Origin of the sequence: Pseudomonas sp. DR48 (genome assembly GCF_019823085.1) — a bacterium.
Lineage (GTDB): Bacteria > Pseudomonadota > Gammaproteobacteria > Pseudomonadales > Pseudomonadaceae > Aquipseudomonas.
In genome coordinates this window covers 4,103,078-4,122,840 of sequence record NZ_CP081946.1, presented here as the reverse complement: position 1 = coordinate 4,122,840, position 19,763 = coordinate 4,103,078, and the positions used below count along the sequence as shown (strand labels likewise).

At 56.6% G+C, this 19,763-nt stretch carries 18 protein-coding genes; 10 read left to right on the top strand and 8 right to left on the bottom strand.

All coding sequences use genetic code 11. From position 1 onward, the window contains the following. Positions 1 to 57: 57 nt before the first annotated feature. From K5K95_RS18625 to K5K95_RS18615, 3 genes are all read left to right on the top strand, one after another. Complete coding sequence (locus K5K95_RS18625) at positions 58 to 1,266, top strand: aspartate transaminase (protein ID WP_222585510.1); 1,209 nt, start codon at positions 58 to 60, stop codon at positions 1,264 to 1,266. A gap of 9 nt (positions 1,267 to 1,275) precedes the next feature. Next, positions 1,276 to 2,820, top strand: coding sequence for an MFS transporter (locus K5K95_RS18620; RefSeq protein ID WP_222585509.1), 1,545 nt, complete (start codon positions 1,276 to 1,278; stop codon positions 2,818 to 2,820). Between the two features lie 62 nt (positions 2,821 to 2,882). Further along, positions 2,883 to 4,214, top strand: coding sequence for an OprD family porin (locus K5K95_RS18615; protein WP_222585508.1), 1,332 nt, complete (start codon positions 2,883 to 2,885; stop codon positions 4,212 to 4,214). Between the two features lie 140 nt (positions 4,215 to 4,354). Here the strand turns inward: K5K95_RS18615 and K5K95_RS18610 are convergent, their stop codons facing one another. Together K5K95_RS18610 and K5K95_RS18605 are read right to left on the bottom strand one after the other, a co-directional pair. Beyond that, positions 4,355 to 5,548 carry an MFS transporter gene (locus K5K95_RS18610; protein ID WP_222585507.1) on the bottom strand — a complete coding sequence of 398 codons (1,194 nt, stop codon included), beginning with the start codon at positions 5,546 to 5,548 and terminating at the stop codon, positions 4,355 to 4,357. A gap of 104 nt (positions 5,549 to 5,652) precedes the next feature. Beyond that, positions 5,653 to 6,681 carry an alpha/beta hydrolase gene (locus tag K5K95_RS18605; RefSeq protein WP_222585506.1) on the bottom strand — a complete coding sequence of 343 codons (1,029 nt, stop codon included), beginning with the start codon at positions 6,679 to 6,681 and terminating at the stop codon, positions 5,653 to 5,655. Positions 6,682 to 6,873: 192 nt separating this feature from the next. Between K5K95_RS18605 and K5K95_RS18600 the strand changes: the two genes are divergently transcribed. Beyond that, positions 6,874 to 7,794, top strand: coding sequence for a LysR family transcriptional regulator (locus K5K95_RS18600; protein ID WP_222585505.1), 921 nt, complete (start codon positions 6,874 to 6,876; stop codon positions 7,792 to 7,794). A gap of 37 nt (positions 7,795 to 7,831) precedes the next feature. Here K5K95_RS18600 and K5K95_RS18595 read toward each other — a convergent pair whose 3' ends face one another. Both K5K95_RS18595 and K5K95_RS18590 read right to left on the bottom strand, forming a co-directional pair. Beyond that, complete coding sequence (locus K5K95_RS18595) at positions 7,832 to 8,575, bottom strand: SDR family NAD(P)-dependent oxidoreductase (protein WP_222585504.1); 744 nt, start codon at positions 8,573 to 8,575, stop codon at positions 7,832 to 7,834. 11 nt (positions 8,576 to 8,586) lie between these two features. Beyond that, a complete protein-coding gene (locus K5K95_RS18590; protein ID WP_222585503.1) occupies positions 8,587 to 8,994 on the bottom strand; it encodes a DoxX family protein in 408 nt (135 codons plus the stop codon). A 95-nt stretch (positions 8,995 to 9,089) separates the two neighbouring features. On the opposite strand from K5K95_RS18590, the gene K5K95_RS18585 reads away from it, so the two are divergent. Both K5K95_RS18585 and dusA read left to right on the top strand, forming a co-directional pair. After that, the gene (locus K5K95_RS18585) at positions 9,090 to 9,470 is read left to right on the top strand and encodes a winged helix-turn-helix transcriptional regulator (RefSeq protein ID WP_222585502.1); all 381 of its coding nucleotides are present in this window, start codon (positions 9,090 to 9,092) and stop codon (positions 9,468 to 9,470) included. Positions 9,471 to 9,616: 146 nt separating this feature from the next. Then, a complete protein-coding gene (gene dusA, locus K5K95_RS18580; RefSeq protein WP_222585501.1) occupies positions 9,617 to 10,627 on the top strand; it encodes a tRNA dihydrouridine(20/20a) synthase DusA in 1,011 nt (336 codons plus the stop codon). Between the two features lie 51 nt (positions 10,628 to 10,678). Here dusA and K5K95_RS18575 read toward each other — a convergent pair whose 3' ends face one another. After that, on the bottom strand, positions 10,679 to 11,512 hold the full coding sequence (locus tag K5K95_RS18575) for an undecaprenyl-diphosphate phosphatase (protein ID WP_222585500.1): 834 nt from the start codon (positions 11,510 to 11,512) through the stop codon (positions 10,679 to 10,681). Between the two features lie 497 nt (positions 11,513 to 12,009). Between K5K95_RS18575 and K5K95_RS18570 the strand changes: the two genes are divergently transcribed. From K5K95_RS18570 to K5K95_RS18555, 4 genes are all read left to right on the top strand, one after another. After that, positions 12,010 to 12,750, top strand: coding sequence for a winged helix-turn-helix domain-containing protein (locus K5K95_RS18570; RefSeq protein ID WP_222585499.1), 741 nt, complete (start codon positions 12,010 to 12,012; stop codon positions 12,748 to 12,750). A gap of 30 nt (positions 12,751 to 12,780) precedes the next feature. Next, on the top strand, positions 12,781 to 13,530 hold the full coding sequence (locus tag K5K95_RS18565) for an EAL domain-containing protein (protein WP_222585498.1): 750 nt from the start codon (positions 12,781 to 12,783) through the stop codon (positions 13,528 to 13,530). A 28-nt stretch (positions 13,531 to 13,558) separates the two neighbouring features. Further along, positions 13,559 to 14,236: a transcriptional regulator gene (locus K5K95_RS18560; protein ID WP_222585497.1), complete on the top strand. Its 678-nt coding sequence runs from the start codon at positions 13,559 to 13,561 to the stop codon at positions 14,234 to 14,236. A gap of 352 nt (positions 14,237 to 14,588) precedes the next feature. Further along, entirely contained in the window at positions 14,589 to 15,983 is a 1,395-nt protein-coding gene (locus K5K95_RS18555) for an undecaprenyl-phosphate glucose phosphotransferase (RefSeq protein WP_222585496.1), read from the top strand. A gap of 267 nt (positions 15,984 to 16,250) precedes the next feature. Here K5K95_RS18555 and K5K95_RS18550 read toward each other — a convergent pair whose 3' ends face one another. Genes K5K95_RS18550 through K5K95_RS18540 form a run of 3 tightly spaced genes read right to left on the bottom strand, consistent with a single transcriptional unit; the run spans position 16,251 to position 19,755 of the window. After that, positions 16,251 to 18,329: a YjbH domain-containing protein gene (locus K5K95_RS18550; RefSeq protein ID WP_222585495.1), complete on the bottom strand. Its 2,079-nt coding sequence runs from the start codon at positions 18,327 to 18,329 to the stop codon at positions 16,251 to 16,253. After that, positions 18,326 to 19,093, bottom strand: coding sequence for a capsule biosynthesis GfcC family protein (locus K5K95_RS18545; protein ID WP_222585494.1), 768 nt, complete (start codon positions 19,091 to 19,093; stop codon positions 18,326 to 18,328). Before K5K95_RS18545 ends, K5K95_RS18550 begins: the two co-directional genes overlap by 4 nt. Continuing rightward, the gene (locus K5K95_RS18540) at positions 19,090 to 19,755 is read right to left on the bottom strand and encodes a YjbF family lipoprotein (protein WP_222585493.1); all 666 of its coding nucleotides are present in this window, start codon (positions 19,753 to 19,755) and stop codon (positions 19,090 to 19,092) included. Before K5K95_RS18540 ends, K5K95_RS18545 begins: the two co-directional genes overlap by 4 nt. Between the last annotated feature and the right edge of the window lie 8 nt (positions 19,756 to 19,763).

The window sequence follows — 19,763 nt, the reverse complement described above, 5'->3', positions numbered from 1 at the left end:
CCCTGTTGGCGGCTCGTACTGTAGGACCTCGTCAACGCCATCAACGAGGAACGACACGTGACCGCTTCCCGCATCGCCACCCGTGTGCAACGCATCAAGCCGTCCCCAAGCAGCGCCGCTTCCGACCGTGCGAACGAACTTCGCCGGCAGGGCAAATCCATCATCAATCTGGTGGTCGGCGAACCGGACTTCGATACCCCGGTGCACATTCGGCAAGCGGCCAGTTCCGCCATCGAACGTGGCGAAACCCGCTACACACAAAATGCCGGTACGCCGCAATTGCGTCAGGCAATCGTCGACAAGCTGGCCCGGGAAAACGGCCTGACTTATGTGGCGAATCAGATTCTGGTCACCAGCGGCGCGAAGAGTGCGATTTTCAATGCCTTTGCAGCCACCCTCGGCGCGGGCGATGAGGTGCTGATTCCGGCGCCGTACTGGGTGTCGTACCCGGACATGGTGCTGGCTTGCGAAGGCGAACCGGTCACCCTCGCCTGCCCGGAAGAACACGCCTTCAAGCTGACCCCGGCGCAACTGCGTGGCGCGATCACCGAACGCACTCGCTGGCTGCTGCTCAATTCACCGAGCAACCCGACCGGCGCCAGCTACAGCGCCGCCGAACTGCGCGCCTTGGCCGATGTGCTGCTCGATCATCCGCAGGTGTTGCTGATGACCGACGACATCTACGAACACATCCGCTATGAAGGTCTGGCCAACCCGCACATCCTCGCCATCGAACCTGCGCTGACCGAGCGCACCCTGGTGGTCAACGGTGTGTCCAAGACCTACGCCATGACCGGTTGGCGAATCGGCTACGCCGCCGGCCCGGCTGATTTGATCGGCGCCATGGCGACCCTGCAATCACAATCCACCAGCAACGCTTGCTCTGTCAGCCAGGCCGCGGCGGTCGAAGCGCTCAACGGCGACCAGACGTTCGTCAAGGAAAGCGTGGCGGTGTATCAGCAGCGCAGGGATCGTTGCCTGGACCTGCTTAACGCAATTGATGGCTTGAGTTGCCGCAAGCCCGATGGCGCGTTTTATCTGTATGTGAACTGCTCGGGGCTGCTGGGCAAATCGACCCCTCAAGGCAAACACCTCGACACTGACTACGACGTGGTCATGTACCTGCTGGAGAGCCAGGGTGTGGCTGTGGTCGCCGGGACCGCGTATGGGCTGGCGCCGTTCTTCCGGATGTCGATCGCCACCGACATAAAGACCCTCGACGAAGGTTGTTCGCGGATTGCCGCTGCCGTCACGGCGTTGAGCTGAGGAACGACCATGACCGTGGCGACCCACCCGCCCCTGAGCTTTCGGCAAGCGTTGCTGGCAATGCTCGGCATCTCACTGGTGCTGATGCTTTCAGCGCTCGACCAGACCGTGATCGGCAATGCCTTGCCGAGCATCGTCGCCGAGCTCAAGGGTTTCGAGCTCTACGCCTGGGTGGCCACGGGGTACATGCTGGCGTCGATTGTCACCATCCCGATCTTCGGTCGACTGGGCGATTATTACGGGCGCAAACCCTTCGTGATCGCCGCCACTGTGATCTTCACCCTGGCGTCGCTCGCCTGCGCCGTGGCCAACGACATGCTGTGGCTGGTGATTGGCCGTGCCTTGCAGGGCGTCGGCGGCGGCATGCTGATCGGCACCGCGTTCGCCTGCATCCCGGAACTGTTTCCCGACACCCGCCAACGCCTGCGCTGGCAAATGTTGCTCAGTGCCTTGTTCAGTGTGGTCAACGCCATCGGGCCTGGACTGGGCGGCTATCTGACCGGGGCCTACGGTTGGCGTTCGGTGTTCTATATCAATCTGCCGCTGGGCTGCCTGGCGCTGTTTTTTGCCTGGCGCTACCTGCCTTATTACCGCCCGCAGCAACGAGCGAAGATCAGCCTCGACTGGCCCGGCGCATTACTGATTGCCTTGGCGCTGGGCAGCCTGCAGTTGTTCGTCGAATGGTTGGGCCACTCCAGTCTGATCCTGAGCGCGGCGCTGGGACTGAGCTGCATCGCGGCCACCCTCGCCTTATGGCACTGGGAACGACGCTGCCAACACGCGCTACTGCCGACAGCGTTACTCGGATTGCCGAGCATGCGCCTGTTGTTTCTGCTGTCGATGGCGGCCGGGGCGATCATGTTTTCGCTGTTGTTCTATCTGCCGCTGTTACTGCAAGGCAGCTATGGCTACACGCCCCAGGATGCCGGCCTGCTGATTACGCCACTGGCGCTGAGCATCACCTTGGGTGCCATCGTCAACAGCCGGATCGTTACCCGTTTGCGCAATCCAAACCTGTTGCCGCTGGGTGGTTTTGTCGCGCTGCTACTGGCTTGCCTCGGGCTGGCCATCGCCGGACGCAGCGCTTCGTTTAATGCACTACTGAGCTTGATCCTGCTGGCGGGCGTTGGCTTGGGCTTCATCCTGCTGAACCTGACCGTCTTCACCCAAACCCTGGCCGAGCGTCAGTTCCTCGGCATCGCTACGGCGCTGACCCAATCGCTGCGCCTGGTCGGTGGTTTGCTGGGAACGGCGGGAATGGGCGTATTGGTCAACCTGCTGTACAGCGCCAACCTGCAACGAATTTTCATGGCCCAAGGGCACCTCGACGGACTGGCCTTGTACGCAGACCCGCAGGTCCTTTTGCGCCCCGAGGCTGACCTGCTCTCACACCCTCAATGGCTGAACCTGGCCCGTGATGCACTGGCCCAGTCAGTGGGCGTCGGCCTGCTGCTGTGCGCCGGGCTCGGCGTGTTGGCGCTGTTCATCCTGTACCGCTTGCCGCCCGTGAGACTGAACGTTTTGCCGGCCACCGCTGCTCCTGAAAAACAATAAAAACCTGACTGCCGCTTTTGACTGCCTCTCACAACATTCAACAACTCATGGGGATGACTCCGATGGAGCTTTTCAATCGCGCACCTAAAGTAGTGGCCGGCATTTGCGGCTTGATTATCGCTCAACAGGGTTACGCCGCCGGCCTGGTAGAAGACAGCAAGCTCAGCGTGCTGGCCCGTAACTTTTTCACTAATGCCGACAACCGCAGCGGTACCGCCGCCCCCAATTACACACAGGAATGGGGCCAGGGTTTCATCGCCAATTTTCAGTCCGGCTTTACTCAGGGCACCGTCGGTTTCGGCATGGATGCGATCGGCATGTTCGGGGTGCGGCTGGACTCAGGCAAAGGCAGGCACTACAACCCCGAAAGCAAGGCCTTCAACGGCAACATCTTCCCGACCGACAGCGACGGCCGTGCGGTGGATGAGTTCGGCAGCCTGGGCCTCACGGCCAAGGCGAAGTTTGCCAACACCGAATTGAAATACGGCACGCTGGTGCCGATGTTGCCGGTGGTGATGTCCACCGATCGCTTGCTGCAACAAACCTTCAATGGTGGACAGATTCAGTCCAGAGATCTGGAGAATTTCACGTTCACTCTCGGCCAGTTGGAGCACGTAAAAGGTCGTGGATCAAGCAACCAGATGGGCATGTCCATTCCGGGGGCGAACAACCCGCAAACCGGCGAGTTCGTGAATAAGTTCTACTACGGCGGCGTGGATTACAAAGCGACCAAAGACCTGACGTTGCAGTACTACTACGGCAATCTGCAGGACTTCTACAAACAGAACTTCCTCGGGCTCAAATACGATATGCCGGTTGGCCCGGGCACCCTGCGTACGGATTTGCGTCATTTCGACAACCGTTCCGATGGCGCCAACGGCCATGACCCTGATTTCTACACCTTCGGCTACTACGGCAATGGCGTTACCAAAGGCAAGGTCGACAGTCGCCTGGACAGCGCACAATTCACTTACCTCTTGAACGGCCACACCTTCGCAGCCGGTTTGCAACAAGTCAGTGGCGACAGCGATGCGGTCTGGTTGAACCAGGGGGACGGTTCCACCGCCTACTTCATGACGGAGTCGATGATCGGCAAGTTCCAGCGCGCCGGGGAAACCACTTGGCAGGTTCGTTATGGCTACGATTTTGCGCGGATCGGGGTTCCGGGCTTGAGCTTCATGGGCATGTACGAAAGCGGCTCGAACATCCGCACCCCGGATGGCGACAAGAAAGAGTGGGAACGTAACCTGACCATGAGCTATGTGGTCCAGCAAGGTCCGCTCAAAGACCTGAGCATTGCCCTGCGCCACGCCTCGCTGCGCACTGGAGTGTCCACGCAACGGGATAGCGACGAACACCGGGTGATCATCAGCTATCCGCTGAACATCCTGTAAAACCTGGAGCACACTGGATGATGCGCATCGTCATCCAGTGTGATTCCATCTTTGAGCCCCAAGCGGTCGATGCCGTTTATTGCTCGCCATTACACAGCGTCTGTTGTGCGATATTTGAGTTCTTGGCAACAGCGGCATTGTCATCGCAATAAGGGCACATCCGATCGCGAGACAAACAGCGCGAGCACCGCTGCCAGTAAAAGAAATACTCCACTTGCGATGAACGTTGCCTGGTAGCCAACTCCGTCATAAAGCAACCCGCCCACGGTCGCGCCGAGTGTGATCGCCAGCTGAATCACCGCCACCATCAGACCACCTCCGGTTTCGGCATCCTCTGGAAGCGTGCGCGATAACCATGTGAACCAGCCGACAGGTGCGCACGTAGCGATCAGGCCCCATACACCCAGCAGAACGGCTGTCGCCCACATTGAGCCGCCAAATACGAGCAGAGCCGCAGCAAGCCCCGACATCAACAATGGGATGATCATCAGCACTCGATGAAGGCTTCTGTGCAACACCGGGCCGATCACCATAGTGCCCACCAATCCTGCCACTCCTATGATCAGCAACAGCAGGGAGAGTCCAGATACATCAACGCAGGTCACCAACTCCAGAAACGGACGCAGATAGGTGAACAACGCGAATTGCCCCATAAACAAAAATGCCACGGCTGCCATGCCCAGCGAGACTTTCGCATTAGCCAATAGCCGAAACACATCCGTTACAGAGCCAGACTCATTTTGGCCAGGCATTTTCGGCAACGTGAATGCTTGCCAACACAGCGCCAACGCGGCGAGCGGAACCACGCAGAAAAACGCACCTCGCCAGCCGATCAACCCACCCATGTAACTGCCAATCGGCGCCGCGACTGCAGTGGCGAGTGCGGTGCCGCCCTGGATCAAAGCGATGGCCTTAGGCACGAAATGCTCAGGTGCAATCCGCATCATGACGGCGGTCGACATTGACCAACTACCACCGATAGCAATTCCCAAAATGGCGCGACCCACCATCAGTGTCGAATAGTTCGGGGCAAAGGCGACGAGCGTGCCCGAGGCAATCATCAAGCCGGTCAGGAAAAGCAAAACGGGCCTTCGGTCGAGTCGACGGATGACTGAAGAAATGAAGAGACTGGTGACGACCGCGAAGAGGCCTGAAATGGAAATCGCTTGTCCGGCCTGCCCCTCCGTCAGCGCGAGATCCGTCGCAATCGGTGTGAGCAAACTCACCGGCAGAAACTCCGAAGTCACCAGGGCAAACGCGCACAGCGACATCGCGAGGACGGCTCCCCATACCTGTCGATTCGCGGCCTGGATAGGAAAGGTGGTGCTGCTCATCTGATGTTCTCCAACACGAAAAGCTCCAACGCCAGCAACGTGCGCGTGGCGTCGGAATCGTTTTTTGGGCACGTAGAGTGATGAAAGATCCGCGGCTCAGCGCGTCACTTGAGGTGGGTCTGGAAGAACGAGGTCAGCTTGGCAAACGGAATAAGGTCGACCCGGTCATAGAGATCCACATGGCCCGCACCTGGAATGATGACAAGCTCTTTCGGTTGACCGGCCAGTCGATAGGCCTCCTCACTGAATTCACGCGAGTGAGCATTTTCCCCGGCAATGAACAGCATTGGGCGCGGCGAGATCGTCTCGATATCGTTGAACGGATAGAAGTTCATGAACTTGGTATTGCTGGTGAGCGTCGGGTGAGTGGTCAGTAACGGTGACTGACCTTTGGGCGTGAACTCTCCGCGTGGTGTGCGGTAGAAATCGTAGAACTCGCGCTCGATGGGGTTGGATGTGTCAGTCATCTCATGGACGCTTCCGCTGGTGTACTGGGTTTCGCCACCTGTGAACTCAACGTATCGCTGCTCGGCAGCGGCGGCGATAGCTTGCTTTCTCTGCTCGACAGTGACGGAATGCTTCAAGCCGTTTCGGTTGGCTGCGCCCATGTCGTACATGCTGACCGTGGCAACGGCCTTCATCCGAGGGTCGATCTTGGCCGCGCTAATGACGAAGCTGCCGCTGCCACAAATGCCCAGGACGCCTATCCGGCTCCGATCAACAAATGTCTGGGTACCGAGGTAATCCACAGCGGCACTGAAGTCTTCAGCATAGATTTCTGGCGCAACCGCGTTTCGCGGTTGCCCCTCACTTTCGCCCCAGAACGACAGATCGATCGCAAGTGTCACGAAGCCCTGCTCCGCCAGTTTCTGGGCATACAGGTTCGAACTCTGCTCTTTGACCGCCCCCATGGGATGGCCAACGATAATCGCTGCGCTTTTGCTGCCGGGCTTCAGAGCTTTAGGGACATACAGATTGCCTACCGTATTCATCCGGTACTGATTTTTGAAGGTCACCTTTTGCATCGTGACCTTCTCGCTTTTGTAAAAATTATCGGCTCCGTTGGACATGTCTGCTCCCAGTGCGGAGAGCGACGCCATCAGAAGGCCGAGCAACAAAACCAGTTTTCTCATGAGGTGCTCCCATCGGTGAATAGCTGCTGACCGACCTGCTTTCCAGGGTCCAAATCAGCGAGTGGTGTGAGCGATACCTGCGACGACAGGCGAGGCTTGCCCTATTCTCTGGGAATACGTCATGCTTGATAATCTAATGAAAGCTTGTTGAAGTTATAAGCACAGCTAATCAATCTGGATAGGCGGGCTTCGATGTCACGGCATAACCTGAACGACCTTCTGGCATTCGTGACAGTCGCCCGAGAAGGCAGCTTTACCCGAGCGGCCGCCCACCTGGGTGTCACGCAGTCCGCCTTGAGCCAGACCATTTCCGGACTGGAAAAACGGCTGAAAATACGCCTGCTTACGCGCACCACTCGTAGCGTTTCGCCGACCAGCGCCGGCGAACGCCTGATGCAAGCCATCGGTCATCGTTTCGACGAAATCGAATCAGAACTGGATGCTTTGACTGAGCTTCGTGACAAGCCTGCAGGTACGGTGCGCATCACCTGCGGAGATTTTGTCCTGAAGACTATCCTCCTTCCGCGACTCACTCCACTGCTCCTCGAATACCCTGACATCAAGGTTGAGTTCGATATCAACTATGGCTTCCGGGACATCGTTGCTGACCGCTTCGATGCGGGCATCCGATTTGGTGACACCGTCGATAAGGATATGATCGCCGCTCCCATCGGACCTCAGGTACGGATGGCTGCCGTGGCATCGCCTGCGTATTTCGCACGCAACGGTATGCCCAGGAAACCGCAGGATCTGGTGAATCACCAATGCATCGACATACGCTTTCCAACCCTTGGCGGAGTCGACGCCTGGGAATTCGAAAAGCGTGGTCGAAAGATCAACGTGCGTGTCACGGGCCAGGTCATTGTGAACACCAGCGCACATGTCCCGGCGGCGGCAATCAGCGGCTTGGGTATCGCCTACTTGCCGGAAGAAGAATTTGCACCGCATATCGAGGATGGCCGCCTGGTACGCGTCCTGGAGGACTGGTGCCCTTTGTTCTCGGGTTATCACCTGTACTACCCGAGCCGTCGCTTGCCAACACCCGCCTTTTCACTGGTGCTGAAGGCTCTACGCGGTGAGTCTTTGGAAGACATGCCAAGGCATGTCTCCTGATATGAGTTGAGTCGACGTTGGGTGCCTGGAGCGATAGTTAACGGGCGCTGTCGATGATTTGGCCGCCGTCAGGCGTGAGGCTGTATCCGGTCAAGAACTGCCCATCCTTGCTGGCGAGGAACAGTACCACCGGCGCGATATCTTCTTCCGGTGATCCATAACGGCCAAGTACGTTAGTGGGCGCAGGCACATCGACCGCTGTCCCCCAAGTATCAGCGACCGGCATGACATTGTTGACCGTGATCTTGTCAGCGCCCCACTCCCTGGCAGCCGAGCGAGTCAAGGCCCGTACCGCCTCCTTGGCCATGTTGTAAGGCGCGTAGCCCTGCATGCCGATAACACCGGCCAGGGAAGCGAAGTTGATCACCCTGCCCTCGCCGCTAGCTTTTAGATGGGGATAGCACGCCTGCATCGTTCGCAGATAAGCGATCGGACCCATTTCAAAATTACGCTGCAACTGCTCGGCGGACAGCTCGAGCACCGATGAAAAAACCACCGAAGGATCGAAAGCATTGTTCACCAGAATGTCGATCCGTCCATAAGCATCCATCACCTTCTCGACAGCGGCGTTAATCTGATCAGGATCAACGATATCGCAAACGATTCCGAGCGCGACGCCGCCTGCCGACTGAATATCAGAAACGACCTGATCGACATTTTCAGCCGTACGCGAAACGACCGCGACTTTCGCGCCCTGCACCGCGAAAAGCTTTGCGATGGCTCGGCCAATACCACGACCGGCGCCGGTGACAATGGCAACTTTTCCACTGAGTCGAGTCATAGCATTCACCATTATTCAAGAGTCGTTTGGATGATCGCCGCCGGTGCGTAAGGCGACGGAAATTCGCGAACGGCGTTTTGTGTCATGAAGGACGCAGTCAGGAGAATGAGCCCCACGGCTGCCGGGATAGCACCTTTGGGCTTGTGAACACCCAGGTGCGCTGAAGCTGAAAGCAGCAGGTGATAAAACATGCCGGCATAAGCGAGATCACTGAGTGCCACATTGAAGCGCCACAAAATAGCGACGGGCCCTAGTAACTTCACCACGATCATCAAAGGCACCAGGTGGGAGGCTGAATAGCCCAACTCCGCCTGTGCGTTTCGAACATAGTCTCCTTTGGCGATGTAAATCGCGGCAGAGGCGAAATAGAGCAGCGAAAGCAACGCCGTGCTGACCCAATAAATATAATTTTCGATCATGAGGTTTTCCTAAGCAGGTATTGTTACGTCAACCGGGTGCAACGATGTCGCCTAACATGAAAACCCACAAGTAGGATGAAAAACTGGCACTTAGTATGGAAAACCAGACTAATGATGATGATCAGATCAACATGCACGAGGAAATGCGCCGCGCGTTTTCGCTGCTTTCAGGCAAGTGGAAGCTGGAAATCATGTGGCTGCTGAATCAGCGCATCTATCGTTTTGGGGAACTGCGCAAGGCGATCACCGGCATCACGCAACACATGCTGACAGCGCAACTTCGGGAGCTTGAAAGTGATGGTCTAATCTCGCGAACGGTCTTCGCCGAGGTGCCCCCGCGCGTTGAATATGAAATGACCGCAAAAGCACGCGCACTCGGGCCGACGATGGAAGCGCTCTCGACATGGTGGAGCGAGTACGGGAAAAGTGTGCCAGTGAAGCCTGCCTCACGTGGCCGTAAAGCAAAAAGCACCTGAGCGAATGACGTACTTTCAGCCGTACGTTCCCGTGCCGGGGCGGCCTGTTTCCGGGCGAATGTCCGGCACTCTTGGTAAACTGGTGACCCTTTGTTTTCAAGGCTGACTAAACACGCCTGAAAACGACCCAGAATGCGCAGAGAAAAATGCTAGCTCAAACAGTGACAAACCCACAAAACACAAGCCCTGCGCTGTCTCGGCGGTTTAGTGTTGCGCCGATGATGGACTGGACCGACCGCCACTGCCGGTTCTTCCTGCGCCTGCTCTCAAAACACGCGCTCCTCTACACCGAAATGGTCACCACTGGCGCCTTACTCAACGGCGATCACGAGCGTTTCCTGCGTCACAACGAAGCCGAGCACCCGCTGGCGCTGCAACTCGGTGGTAGCGTTCCGCTGGACCTGGCCGCGTGCGCGCGCATGGCTCAGGAACATGGTTACGACGAGGTCAATCTGAATGTCGGCTGCCCGAGTGATCGGGTGCAGAACAACATGATTGGTGCGTGCCTGATGGGGCATCCGCAGTTGGTGGCCGATTGTGTGAAGGCGATGCGCGATGCGGTGTCGATTCCGGTGACGGTGAAACATCGGATCGGGATTAACGGGCGCGACAGTTACGAGCAGTTGTGTGATTTCGTCGGCACGGTACGGGATGCCGGGTGCACGAGTTTTACCGTGCATGCGCGGATTGCGATTCTGGAGGGGCTGTCGCCGAAGGAAAACCGTGACATTCCGCCGTTGCGTTATGACGTGGCGGCGCGGCTGAAGGCTGACTTTCCGGAGTTGGAGATCATTCTCAACGGCGGCATCAAGACACTGGAGGCGTGTCATGCGCATTTGCAGACGTTTGACGGCGTGATGCTGGGTCGCGAGGCTTATCACAATCCTTATGTGATGGCTGAAGTGGACCAGCAACTGTTCGGCAGTACGGCCCCGGTGATCAGTCGGGCCGAAGCGCTGGCCCAGTTGCGCCCTTATATCGCCGCGCACATTGATGCCGGTGGTTCGATGCACCACATCACCCGACATGTACTGGGATTGGGCACCGGATTTCCGGGAGCGCGCAAGTTCCGGCAGTTGTTGTCGGTGGATATTCACAAGGCGAAAGAGCCTTTGGCGTTGCTGGATCAGGCAGCGGCGCTGCTTGAAGGGCGTTAACGACTATCCGCGTTACCACCAGGCTGTTGATCGACAGCCTGGCGGTTAGTGTCAGAGCGCTGCAGCTTCAGTCCAGTTAACCCAACCGAACAGCCATGTCGCCAGGATCAATAACCCAAAGACGATCCGGTACCAGGCGAATGCGGCATAACTGTGACTGGCGATGAACTTGAGCAAGCCGCGCACGGCGATCATGGCGAAAAAGAACGCGGTGACGAAACCCAGGGCAAAGACCGGCAGGTCGGCGGCCTGGAACAAATCCCGGTACTTGTAGCCTGAGTAGACCGCCGCACCGACCATGGTTGGCATGGCCAGGAAGAATGAGAACTCGGTGGCGGCCTTGCGTGACAGGCCGAACAGTAGCCCGCCGATGATGGTCGAACCGGAACGAGAGGTGCCCGGTATCATCGCCAGGCATTGGGCGAAACCGACTTTAAGCGCGTCGGTCCAGCGCATATCGTCAACATGGTCGACATACACCACGTGCTCCCGCCGTTCTGCCCACAACATGACGATTCCGCCTACAACCAAAGCCACCGCCACGGTAATTGGGTTAAACAGATACTCGTGAATCGTGTCGGCGAACAATACACCCAAGACAACAGCCGGCATAAAGCCGATCAATACGTTCAAGGTAAAACGTTGGGCGTTACGTTGTGTTGGCAAGCCTTTAATGATCTCGAAGATCTTGCGACGAAACTCCCAGACGACCGCCAGAATGGCACCCAGCTGAATAATGATATTGAACGCCATCGCACGTTCACCGCCGAAGTCGAGCAAGTCCGCGACAATAATCTGGTGCCCTGTACTTGATATTGGCAAAAACTCCGTCAGCCCTTCGACTACGCCTAAAATCAATACCGCAACCGTCGTCCAAAAATCCATTAGTTCCTCTCACTGACAAAAGCACATCAATTGACCTGCTTTAGATGTATCGCCAACGAGAAATTAAAACGCATCCGGCCGCGCATTAAAACTTAATGTTATTAAATGTCCAGCCCCCCTCCATCAAGAGAGATGTTATATAACAACAAATATTAGTTATAGGGAAGTCGACGGAACGCCAAAATCTCTCCGCCAACTAGACCTGTCGCGGCCATTATTAACGCTTCGGAAAATCGGCATGTAACTGAATGTGTGAATCGCGTGTAACGATCTTGATCTGGAAAAGCGAGAGATCACGGAAAAAGATGGCACAATGATACTCTTTTGCCAGCTGTGTGCTGCATGCCGGAACCGCGAAGAATCACGTCGTAGCCACCTGCAATGTTAAAAAAATTGTGATGGTCGCTGGAAAATTCCGTGAAATGTTACCAATTGTCAGTCACAAATGAGAATTGGTGCTTTAACATCCAAATGTCAGCACCCAGCCGAGTCAAAGCATGATGCTTACAGGGAAAATAACGACGACCCGCCACAACCACGTGAAGGAGGTGCCAGGCATTCTCACCATGGGGCGGACCCATTCAATAGCAGAGGATTTCAGAACTTTAGTTGCTAGCCACATTGCGCATGATATACCCGTTGACACAATGTGCTACAACAATTCATTTAGAAAAAACAGGGACACTCAATCGTACCGCGCAATCTTCATTGTGATTGACAGTCCCCAGGTGTTTGTTGAAAGCCTTGCGCTGGTAGAAAGTATTCGCGCACAGAATCAGGCAAGCATTATAGTTGTCGCGATCACAGGAAAAGGCACTTACAACAAGATGAAATATTATCTTGCCGGCGCCGACCACTGCATTAAATTCGCGACATCACCGAATGAAAACTGCGACGTACTTGTTGATTTTTTCGACAGTGCAGAGTGGCAGAAGAAGCACAGTTTGCTCCTCGATCCGACGCGTATGTGCCTGATTGGAGATTATAAAAAGCTCGACGTTTCGTTTCCCGAAATGAAGATTCTTGAAGCGTTTTCTGAAACCAGAAACCAAATATTGAGCCACGACGAAATCGCCAGAATCATGGGCCTAAATATAAATTTTTATGACCCAAGAGCCTTGGAAAAATCAATAAGCCGCCTTCGCGGCAAAATAAAAGGCACGTATGGCACCAACGCCATCCAAAGTATTCGTGGCCATGGATATCGTCTAATCAGGGGTCTGATCGCGACCGCTTGATGAGTTAACAGGCAAGGGAGTTATTGCATTATGAACGCAACGGGGAGCGCGTCTTACGTCTATCCTGCGAGTCATTATTTGTCTCGACAATTGATCCTCACTCGCGATGACTGCCCTTTTGGCAGCGAGATCAGAATACAGTTTGACGACCATCAGGCTCAGCCCGCGCCTGCATGGGTGAACCCGATGAGTAGCCTTTACAGTGAGGTACTCACGCAAACCCGGCAGATTGCCTTCTCGCTTAAAGACCGCAATACCTCAAGCGAAAGCAAGTACCTGAGCCGTCGATTCGTATGCGTCAGGCAGTCGGATCTGGCCAGTTCCGCCCTCACCGAAGAGCTGATCCAGTGCGCCGATGCGCTGGAAAATCTTGGCCAGACGCTGGTGATCGCACTCAATGAGCTGCCCCTCTCGGCGGTCAGTTTCGTCGAAAAAAAGAAAATCCTAAACAACATCTACCTGTTGAAAGATCACGGTATTGAAATCGCCTTCGACGATTACAACATCGACGATGAAAGTATCGAGATGTTTACAACTCTGAATTTATTCGACTATATAAAGATCCCGCTTTCAACCCTAGACTTGAGTCTTAAACTCACTGGCAATCCAGAACTTTTCAATCGACTTCACGAACGCATGACGATGCTGACGCACACCACAAAGGTTGCATTTATTGCGGACAGAGTAGAGCAAGCTGCTAGCCATATACTGGCTCGTGCACTGCCGTTTGAATACTTTCAAGGGAGCCATTACTCCCCTGCCGACATCCTATTAAATTAAAACCGAGCACCCCCTTCAGGAGAGAGACATGGAAAGCAGCACACCCCTCCCCAGAAAATACTTTGTCGTCGTCACCCACAGCCCGGCACTACAACTTGAGCTCGAGGCATTACTCTCGAGCGAGCGATATAACTCATTCGGCACATCACAGGCAAAAATGTTTGTCGAAGGTGTTGCCCTTCCCTCCTCAACGCCAAAAATCATGGAGTTCATCTCCCCTCACCTGGACATTAATGTCCCACCTGTTATCAAACATGATACTCAGCGCATACTTGCGACCTTTGAGTCCGAGTGGTTAGCCGCGCAATCCGACACATCGTTTAATAACACCACTTCGCTGACAGGCGACACGCGGCACGAGTCCGTCTCAATGAACGTAAAAGCCCACTCTCCGTGCTCAGACGCCTGGCAACTGAGCAATGGCAGCGGTGCGCTGATCAAAGATGATGTCGAGATTGTCCTGACCGGCCTTGAGGCGGCGCTGGTCAATAAAATGTTGCACCATGATGACCGAGTGGTCAGCAAAGATGATCTGATCCGCAGCATTGGCAGAGAACCGGAGCACTATCGCGGTCTCGAAATGTGTCTTAGTCGACTACAAGAAAAGTTTAAAAATGCCAGCAATGGCGAGCGACTCTTCCGCGCGGTTCGAAACCGTGGCTATTGCCTGATACAGAAAATCACACGGGGGAAAAATAACACCTGAGCCATACTAATGACCCTCCTGGTAGTGCATTACAAAAACAAGAAAGCACTTCACGACTCTACTTCCCTTTATACCCTTGATTTATTTCCTCCCGCGCTGCGCTGCGCCACCTCCTTTATTGTCGACCATTTCTAACACTGCCCATTCAATCTAACGAAACAGCAACCAGCGACCCGTTAAAAGTCGTCAGACTGCTTTCAGATCGATCAATTAATCTATTCACTGACGAGCGCGCCGCACAGTGGCGTTTCGATCGTCAATGCGACGCCATCTTATAAAAACAATAACGCTTACTCATCAACTTTGGCTGTTGTCTGTCGACGCGCAAATGGACGTATTTTGGGGATATCGCATGGTTAACAATCTTCGTATCAATCGAAATACCCACCTCAAAGGACTGACCTTCTGGGGACAGTGGGCATTGGGTCAGGGCTATGTAACGGCCCTGTTGTTTTTATTGGTTTATAACCAGACCGGAACACTGGAGTTCTATTATCGAGTCTGCGCCATTCTGACGGTATTGGCCTCGGTGCCCGCTTATACATGGTGTGGCGTCTATGCCAAGAAGGACAACTACCTGGCGGGTTTGGGACGTTTGCTGATGGGCTGGTCAATGACACTGGCGGCATTGGCCTGCGTGGCGTTTATCTGCAAGGCTGATGAGCTGTTTTCGCGCCAGATCATCCTGGTGTGGGCGGCCGTCGGCTACCTTGGGCAAGCTCTGTTGTACGTGCCGCTGCATGGATTCGCGCAATACTATCAACGGTCACTTCAGAGCGAGCATAAAACCCTGATCGTCGGCACAGGCGAGTTGGCATTGGGGCTCGCCAGAAAGCTGCGCAGCCTTGAGCACTTTCCGCTGGTGGGTTTGGTCAGCACGGACACCACGGTTCCGCTGGGCTTGGGGGCGCCGCGTATCGTCGGTCCTCAGGAGCAACTGCTGGAGTTGATCAAAGCCCACGATATCCGCCGTTTGTACATCACGCTGCCCCTGAGCGAAGCGGCAAAGATCGAAGCCATGTACATCGATCTGCTGGGGGCCAACGTCGATGTGGTCTGGGTGCCGGACTTGAACAGCCTGACGTTGCTCAATCACTCGGTGCGGGTCGTGGACGGTTTGCCGGCGATCTACTTGAACGAAAGCCCGTTGACCAGCCAGCCCACCGCCGCACTGAGTAAAAGCCTGCTGGAAAAGAGCGTGGCGCTGTTGGCCATTGTCCTGCTCAGCCCCCTGCTGTTGCTGATTGCCCTGGCTGTGAAACTCAACTCTCCAGGGCCGGTGTTCTTCAAACAGGATCGTCACGGCTGGAATGGCAAGGTGATCCAGGTCTGGAAGTTTCGCTCGATGCGCGTGCACGACGACCATGAAGTCAAACAGGCCAGTCGAAACGATTCGCGGATCACCGCGGTTGGGCGGTTTATCCGCCGCACGTCGCTGGATGAGTTGCCGCAACTGTTCAACGTGCTGCAAGGGCATATGGCGCTGGTGGGCCCACGTCCGCACGCGGTTGCGCACAACGATTACTACTCCGGAAAAATTCTCGCCTACATGGCCCGTCACCGAATCAAACCGGGGATTACCGGCCTGGCCCAAATCAACGGATGCCGTGGCGAGACCGACACCCTCGACAAGATGCAGAAACGCGTGGAAATCGACCTCAAGTACATCAACAACTGGTCGCTGTGGCTGGACCTGAAGATCCTGGTGAAGACACCGTTCACCCTGCTCTCCAAAGACATCTATTGATGGCTTAGTGGCCGGGCACTTCAGAATGACAAGGGGACGCAAGTCCCCTTTTTCGTGGGCGTCTATCAGGCTTTGCCGACCTATCAAGGCCATTGACCGAGCGTGAAAGGACCATCGCGGGGGGATCTGGCTTACGGGTTTCAGTGGGTCGGATAACGCAGCGAACGCTGCACAGAAGAGGCTTCAGCGTACGACCGTCAGGGCATGGCCCTTACGGTCGATCGCATCGCGAGCTACAGCGCTGATCGCCCTGTAGCCAGCTCGCTGTCACTCGGTGATCTTGTCGAAGTTGCGGTAGAACATGTCGCTGTCACGGCTATCGGTCATGGAGTGTAGCCAGTAGCTGCGATTGAGCCGCGCGCCACCGTCCCGGGTCAGTGGCGACCAGACGATATTGGCGCGGCGCATGGTCGACATGCTCATGAGTTCGTCGAAAGGAATAGAGAGGTAGATGCCTTTATCGAAACTGCCTTCGCCGTATTCTGCGGTGGTGGCAGTGGTCAACGTGGCCCAGGCACCGAATCGTACGCCGTTGGAAAACTCCCGCGACAGGTCGATCGTGGTGCCCCAATCCCGCGCCAGGTAACGTCCAACGCTGACGGCTGCCTGGGTATCGAAAGGCAAATCGGTGTAGCCGGTGATGTGACCTGTCACGGTCGAGTAATCACGCAGGCCAAAGCCCTGGTTGAACTCGCGCTGACGCACGTAGTTCAGGTCCGCGCCCACCGACCAGCGCTGGCCCGTCGGACGGAACAGCACCTCACCGCCAACGCCGGCGAACATCGATTCCAGATAACCGCCGTAGACCATGCCAAACAGGTCTTTATCAAGCTGTTCGGCGTGGCTGAGCTGAAACGTCGGCATGGTGACGTCCGACGTCGTCAGGTACTTGCGCAGGTCGGTGCGCACCCGTGGCAAGCCGCTCGGGGCGTCGTAGGTGAAGTGGTCGTAGTTGTTCGCCAGATTGGCACTGAGCATGCCACTCCACCACGTGTTGCGCGTGAAGCGATACTCGGCGTCCGCATCGGCACTCAACTGATAGAGCAAGCCATCAGGGCCACCGACGTTCTGTTTGTAGCCCAGCCCGACACCGTAGTTGAACGGATCACGCGCTGCGGTATAGAGCGTGGTCTCGGTGTGTGGCATCGCCGCATTGACCTCGGTGCTGCGGTGCAGGGTTTGCAGCGGCTCCTCGTTGTTGACTACTTCGCGAAAGGTCTCGCGCGGCACGCTGGTTTCTTCCAGCGGCATGTCGTAGCGCTTGTTCACCAGGGTGAACCAGTCGATGTCGTCGTTGACGCTGTTGTCCAGAACCCGGCTGGCGCGGCCGACCGCTTTTGCCGTATAGAAATAATTTGACTGCTCGCCATACACAAACAACTCTGAGCCGCGCTGGCTAATGCGCTCGACTTTGTAGCCGGCGTTTTTCTGCAATCGTTGCGACACGTTGGCCCAATTGACCTGGTCCGGCGCAATGTTGGGTGCGTGTGCCGGCAGACGCTCCGCCGGCGGATCGTAAGTCTTGGCCGGCGCCTTGCGGCTGACGAAGTTGGTGTGCAGGGTAATGCCGAACATCGCAGTATTGCCGCGTTCCCAGCCAGCGCTCAGATCAACCGAATCGGTCAGCTTGAACACCGCGCCCAGGTTGATGGGCGAGTCTTGCTTGATCACGTTGTCCTTCGGTTCGTTTTTATAGTCGTTGCCTTCGTACTCGAGTTTCAGGCTGAGCGGCTCCCAGGGAGTCTGGTAGGTCACGCCACCAAACAACGAGGGACGTCCACGGAAATAAGCGCTGGTATTGACGTCACCGGTGCCCTCGCCCTGCGGCCGGGTCTTGAAGCGATCGTCCGCCCAACCCAGCGGGTTTTCGAAATCGCCTCGATTGCCAATGTAGCCCCAGGCAATGCCCGCGCTGAAATCGAAGTCGTCATAGCGTTTGTTGGCGACCAGGAACTCGCTGGAGAACAGACCGGTGCCGCCTACGTCGCGAAAACCCAGGGCCACATCCGGTGCCCAGTGGGTTTCTTGCCACAGGCGTACCTTGAGATCCACGGCCTTGTCTTTGTAACTCTGGTCGCCACTCAACGATTCGGGACCGTACCTGCGGTTGGTGATAGCGGTGTAGCGAAACGAGCCTTCCAGCCATTCAAACGGCTGCAATGAAACGCTGTAGCGACTGTAGGGGCTGGTCCGACTGGCGTTCACACTCAACTCGCCGGCCGGCGCCATTCGGGCGGTCGGCGTTTGCATCAAGCCCACGCCGCCGAAATCACTCTGAGTCAATCGCGGCTCTGCATGAGCCAGACCACACGGTAATAACAACACTGCTGCAAAACGTAAATTCAAGGAACCACCTCAGCCAGTTGCGTGGCAAGAAATTCGGCCAACTGCTGATTCAGTTCAGGTATAGGCGGATTGAGATCATCGTTTTTGACGGGGACCAGGATCTTGCTGCCCGCGGCAGGCACCTGACCGCTTTCGCGATTCCACGGCGCGATGCCGACTCGTCGGGTGACGCCATCGGGCTGAATGATCCACAGGTAATCAGCTTCGGCGTCGTCGCTCAGCGGCGAACACGCTTGCAGGTAATCACGAGCCTCTTGCATCGGCCGATAGGCGAGCCGGCACGGTTCAGCGACCGCGCCTAACACGTCAACCACATCCGAGCGCATCGGGTAGATCAGGCTGTCGCCATCATCGAGGCGAAAGTTGCGCGCGAACCCGACTTCGACCGCGACCGGATCCAGCACGGCCACCTGACGCCCGGTCACCGGCAAGCGACTGACGTGCTCGTACATCTGCAGCGCCAGTGCCGCACGGCTGGGGCGATCGAAGAGCAATGCCGTGCGCTGCAGCACTTTCAAATCGAACAGGACGCCGGCTTTGAGCCGGGTCTGCTCCTCGAGCAGCGACCGTCGCAACCAGGCCGCCGCGAGCCAGTAGCTTTCGGGGTTGGGCCGCGCCATGCGCATCACGTCCAGCGCGCGGCCACCGGGTTGCAGCTCGACCGGCCCCGGATGGCCGACGTCGCCATCGACGCTGACCGCCGCCTGACTCGCGCCTCCCGCGACCCACAACAGACAAGTGCATAACACCTTTGAAAGCTTCAACGGACCGCCCCGCGTTCAGCGGTCAACTGCACGATCTTCACCCGCAGTTGCGTCGTCAGTTGCTGCTCACTTTGCAGGATGAAACCACTATCGGGATCGACCCAAAAATGATTGGTCGCGCGCAGGCCAATCGCCGGCGCATCAATCTGCTCATCGACACGCAACACAGCGTATTCCTTGTCCAGAATCCTGATGGTTTCCATGGTTTGCCGGGTGAAGCGACTGTTCACCGCGACCCCCACTTCGTAGCCGTGATAGAGATCGATCCAGCGCTGGCTGGTGTACCCGTCGGGCAGCCGATGAAGGCCTTGCCTGAACGGCGAGACCGCTTCAAAACGGGTCCCGTCGAGATCACCACCGAAGCCCAGACCGACAGTGCGAACCGCCAGTCCATCGCGCAGCATCAGCACTTGCTTGCCGGACGCGACCCAGTACTGCAAGTCACCTCGGGCACGCACCATCGCCAACACCCCGACGCCGGAAGGTGTGGTCAGTTTGAGTTGGGGGTATCGAACCGCGGCCACCTGGGCCGGGGTCAGCTCCAGGTCGTCGGGTCCGCTGGCCACGGCTTTGAAGTTCGCCAGCGTGGCCTTCATCAGGGGATTACATCCACACAACAGCAAGGCCGCCATCAAGCAGACGCTAACGTTCAACGTTCTCACAGTGGGAC

Coding starts and splice junctions, on each gene's coding strand:
- K5K95_RS18590 (WP_222585503.1), bottom strand. CDS start 8,994: ATGATCGAAAATTATATTTATTGGGTCAGCACGGCGTTGCTTTCGCTG.
- K5K95_RS18600 (WP_222585505.1), top strand. CDS start 6,874: ATGTCACGGCATAACCTGAACGACCTTCTGGCATTCGTGACAGTCGCC.
- K5K95_RS18585 (WP_222585502.1), top strand. CDS start 9,090: ATGGAAAACCAGACTAATGATGATGATCAGATCAACATGCACGAGGAA.
- K5K95_RS18575 (WP_222585500.1), bottom strand. CDS start 11,512: ATGGATTTTTGGACGACGGTTGCGGTATTGATTTTAGGCGTAGTCGAA.
- K5K95_RS18595 (WP_222585504.1), bottom strand. CDS start 8,575: ATGACTCGACTCAGTGGAAAAGTTGCCATTGTCACCGGCGCCGGTCGT.
- K5K95_RS18615 (WP_222585508.1), top strand. CDS start 2,883: ATGGAGCTTTTCAATCGCGCACCTAAAGTAGTGGCCGGCATTTGCGGC.
- K5K95_RS18605 (WP_222585506.1), bottom strand. CDS start 6,681: ATGAGAAAACTGGTTTTGTTGCTCGGCCTTCTGATGGCGTCGCTCTCC.
- K5K95_RS18620 (WP_222585509.1), top strand. CDS start 1,276: ATGACCGTGGCGACCCACCCGCCCCTGAGCTTTCGGCAAGCGTTGCTG.
- K5K95_RS18555 (WP_222585496.1), top strand. CDS start 14,589: ATGGTTAACAATCTTCGTATCAATCGAAATACCCACCTCAAAGGACTG.
- K5K95_RS18560 (WP_222585497.1), top strand. CDS start 13,559: ATGGAAAGCAGCACACCCCTCCCCAGAAAATACTTTGTCGTCGTCACC.
- dusA (WP_222585501.1), top strand. CDS start 9,617: ATGCTAGCTCAAACAGTGACAAACCCACAAAACACAAGCCCTGCGCTG.
- K5K95_RS18610 (WP_222585507.1), bottom strand. CDS start 5,548: ATGAGCAGCACCACCTTTCCTATCCAGGCCGCGAATCGACAGGTATGG.
- K5K95_RS18570 (WP_222585499.1), top strand. CDS start 12,010: ATGATGCTTACAGGGAAAATAACGACGACCCGCCACAACCACGTGAAG.
- K5K95_RS18565 (WP_222585498.1), top strand. CDS start 12,781: ATGAACGCAACGGGGAGCGCGTCTTACGTCTATCCTGCGAGTCATTAT.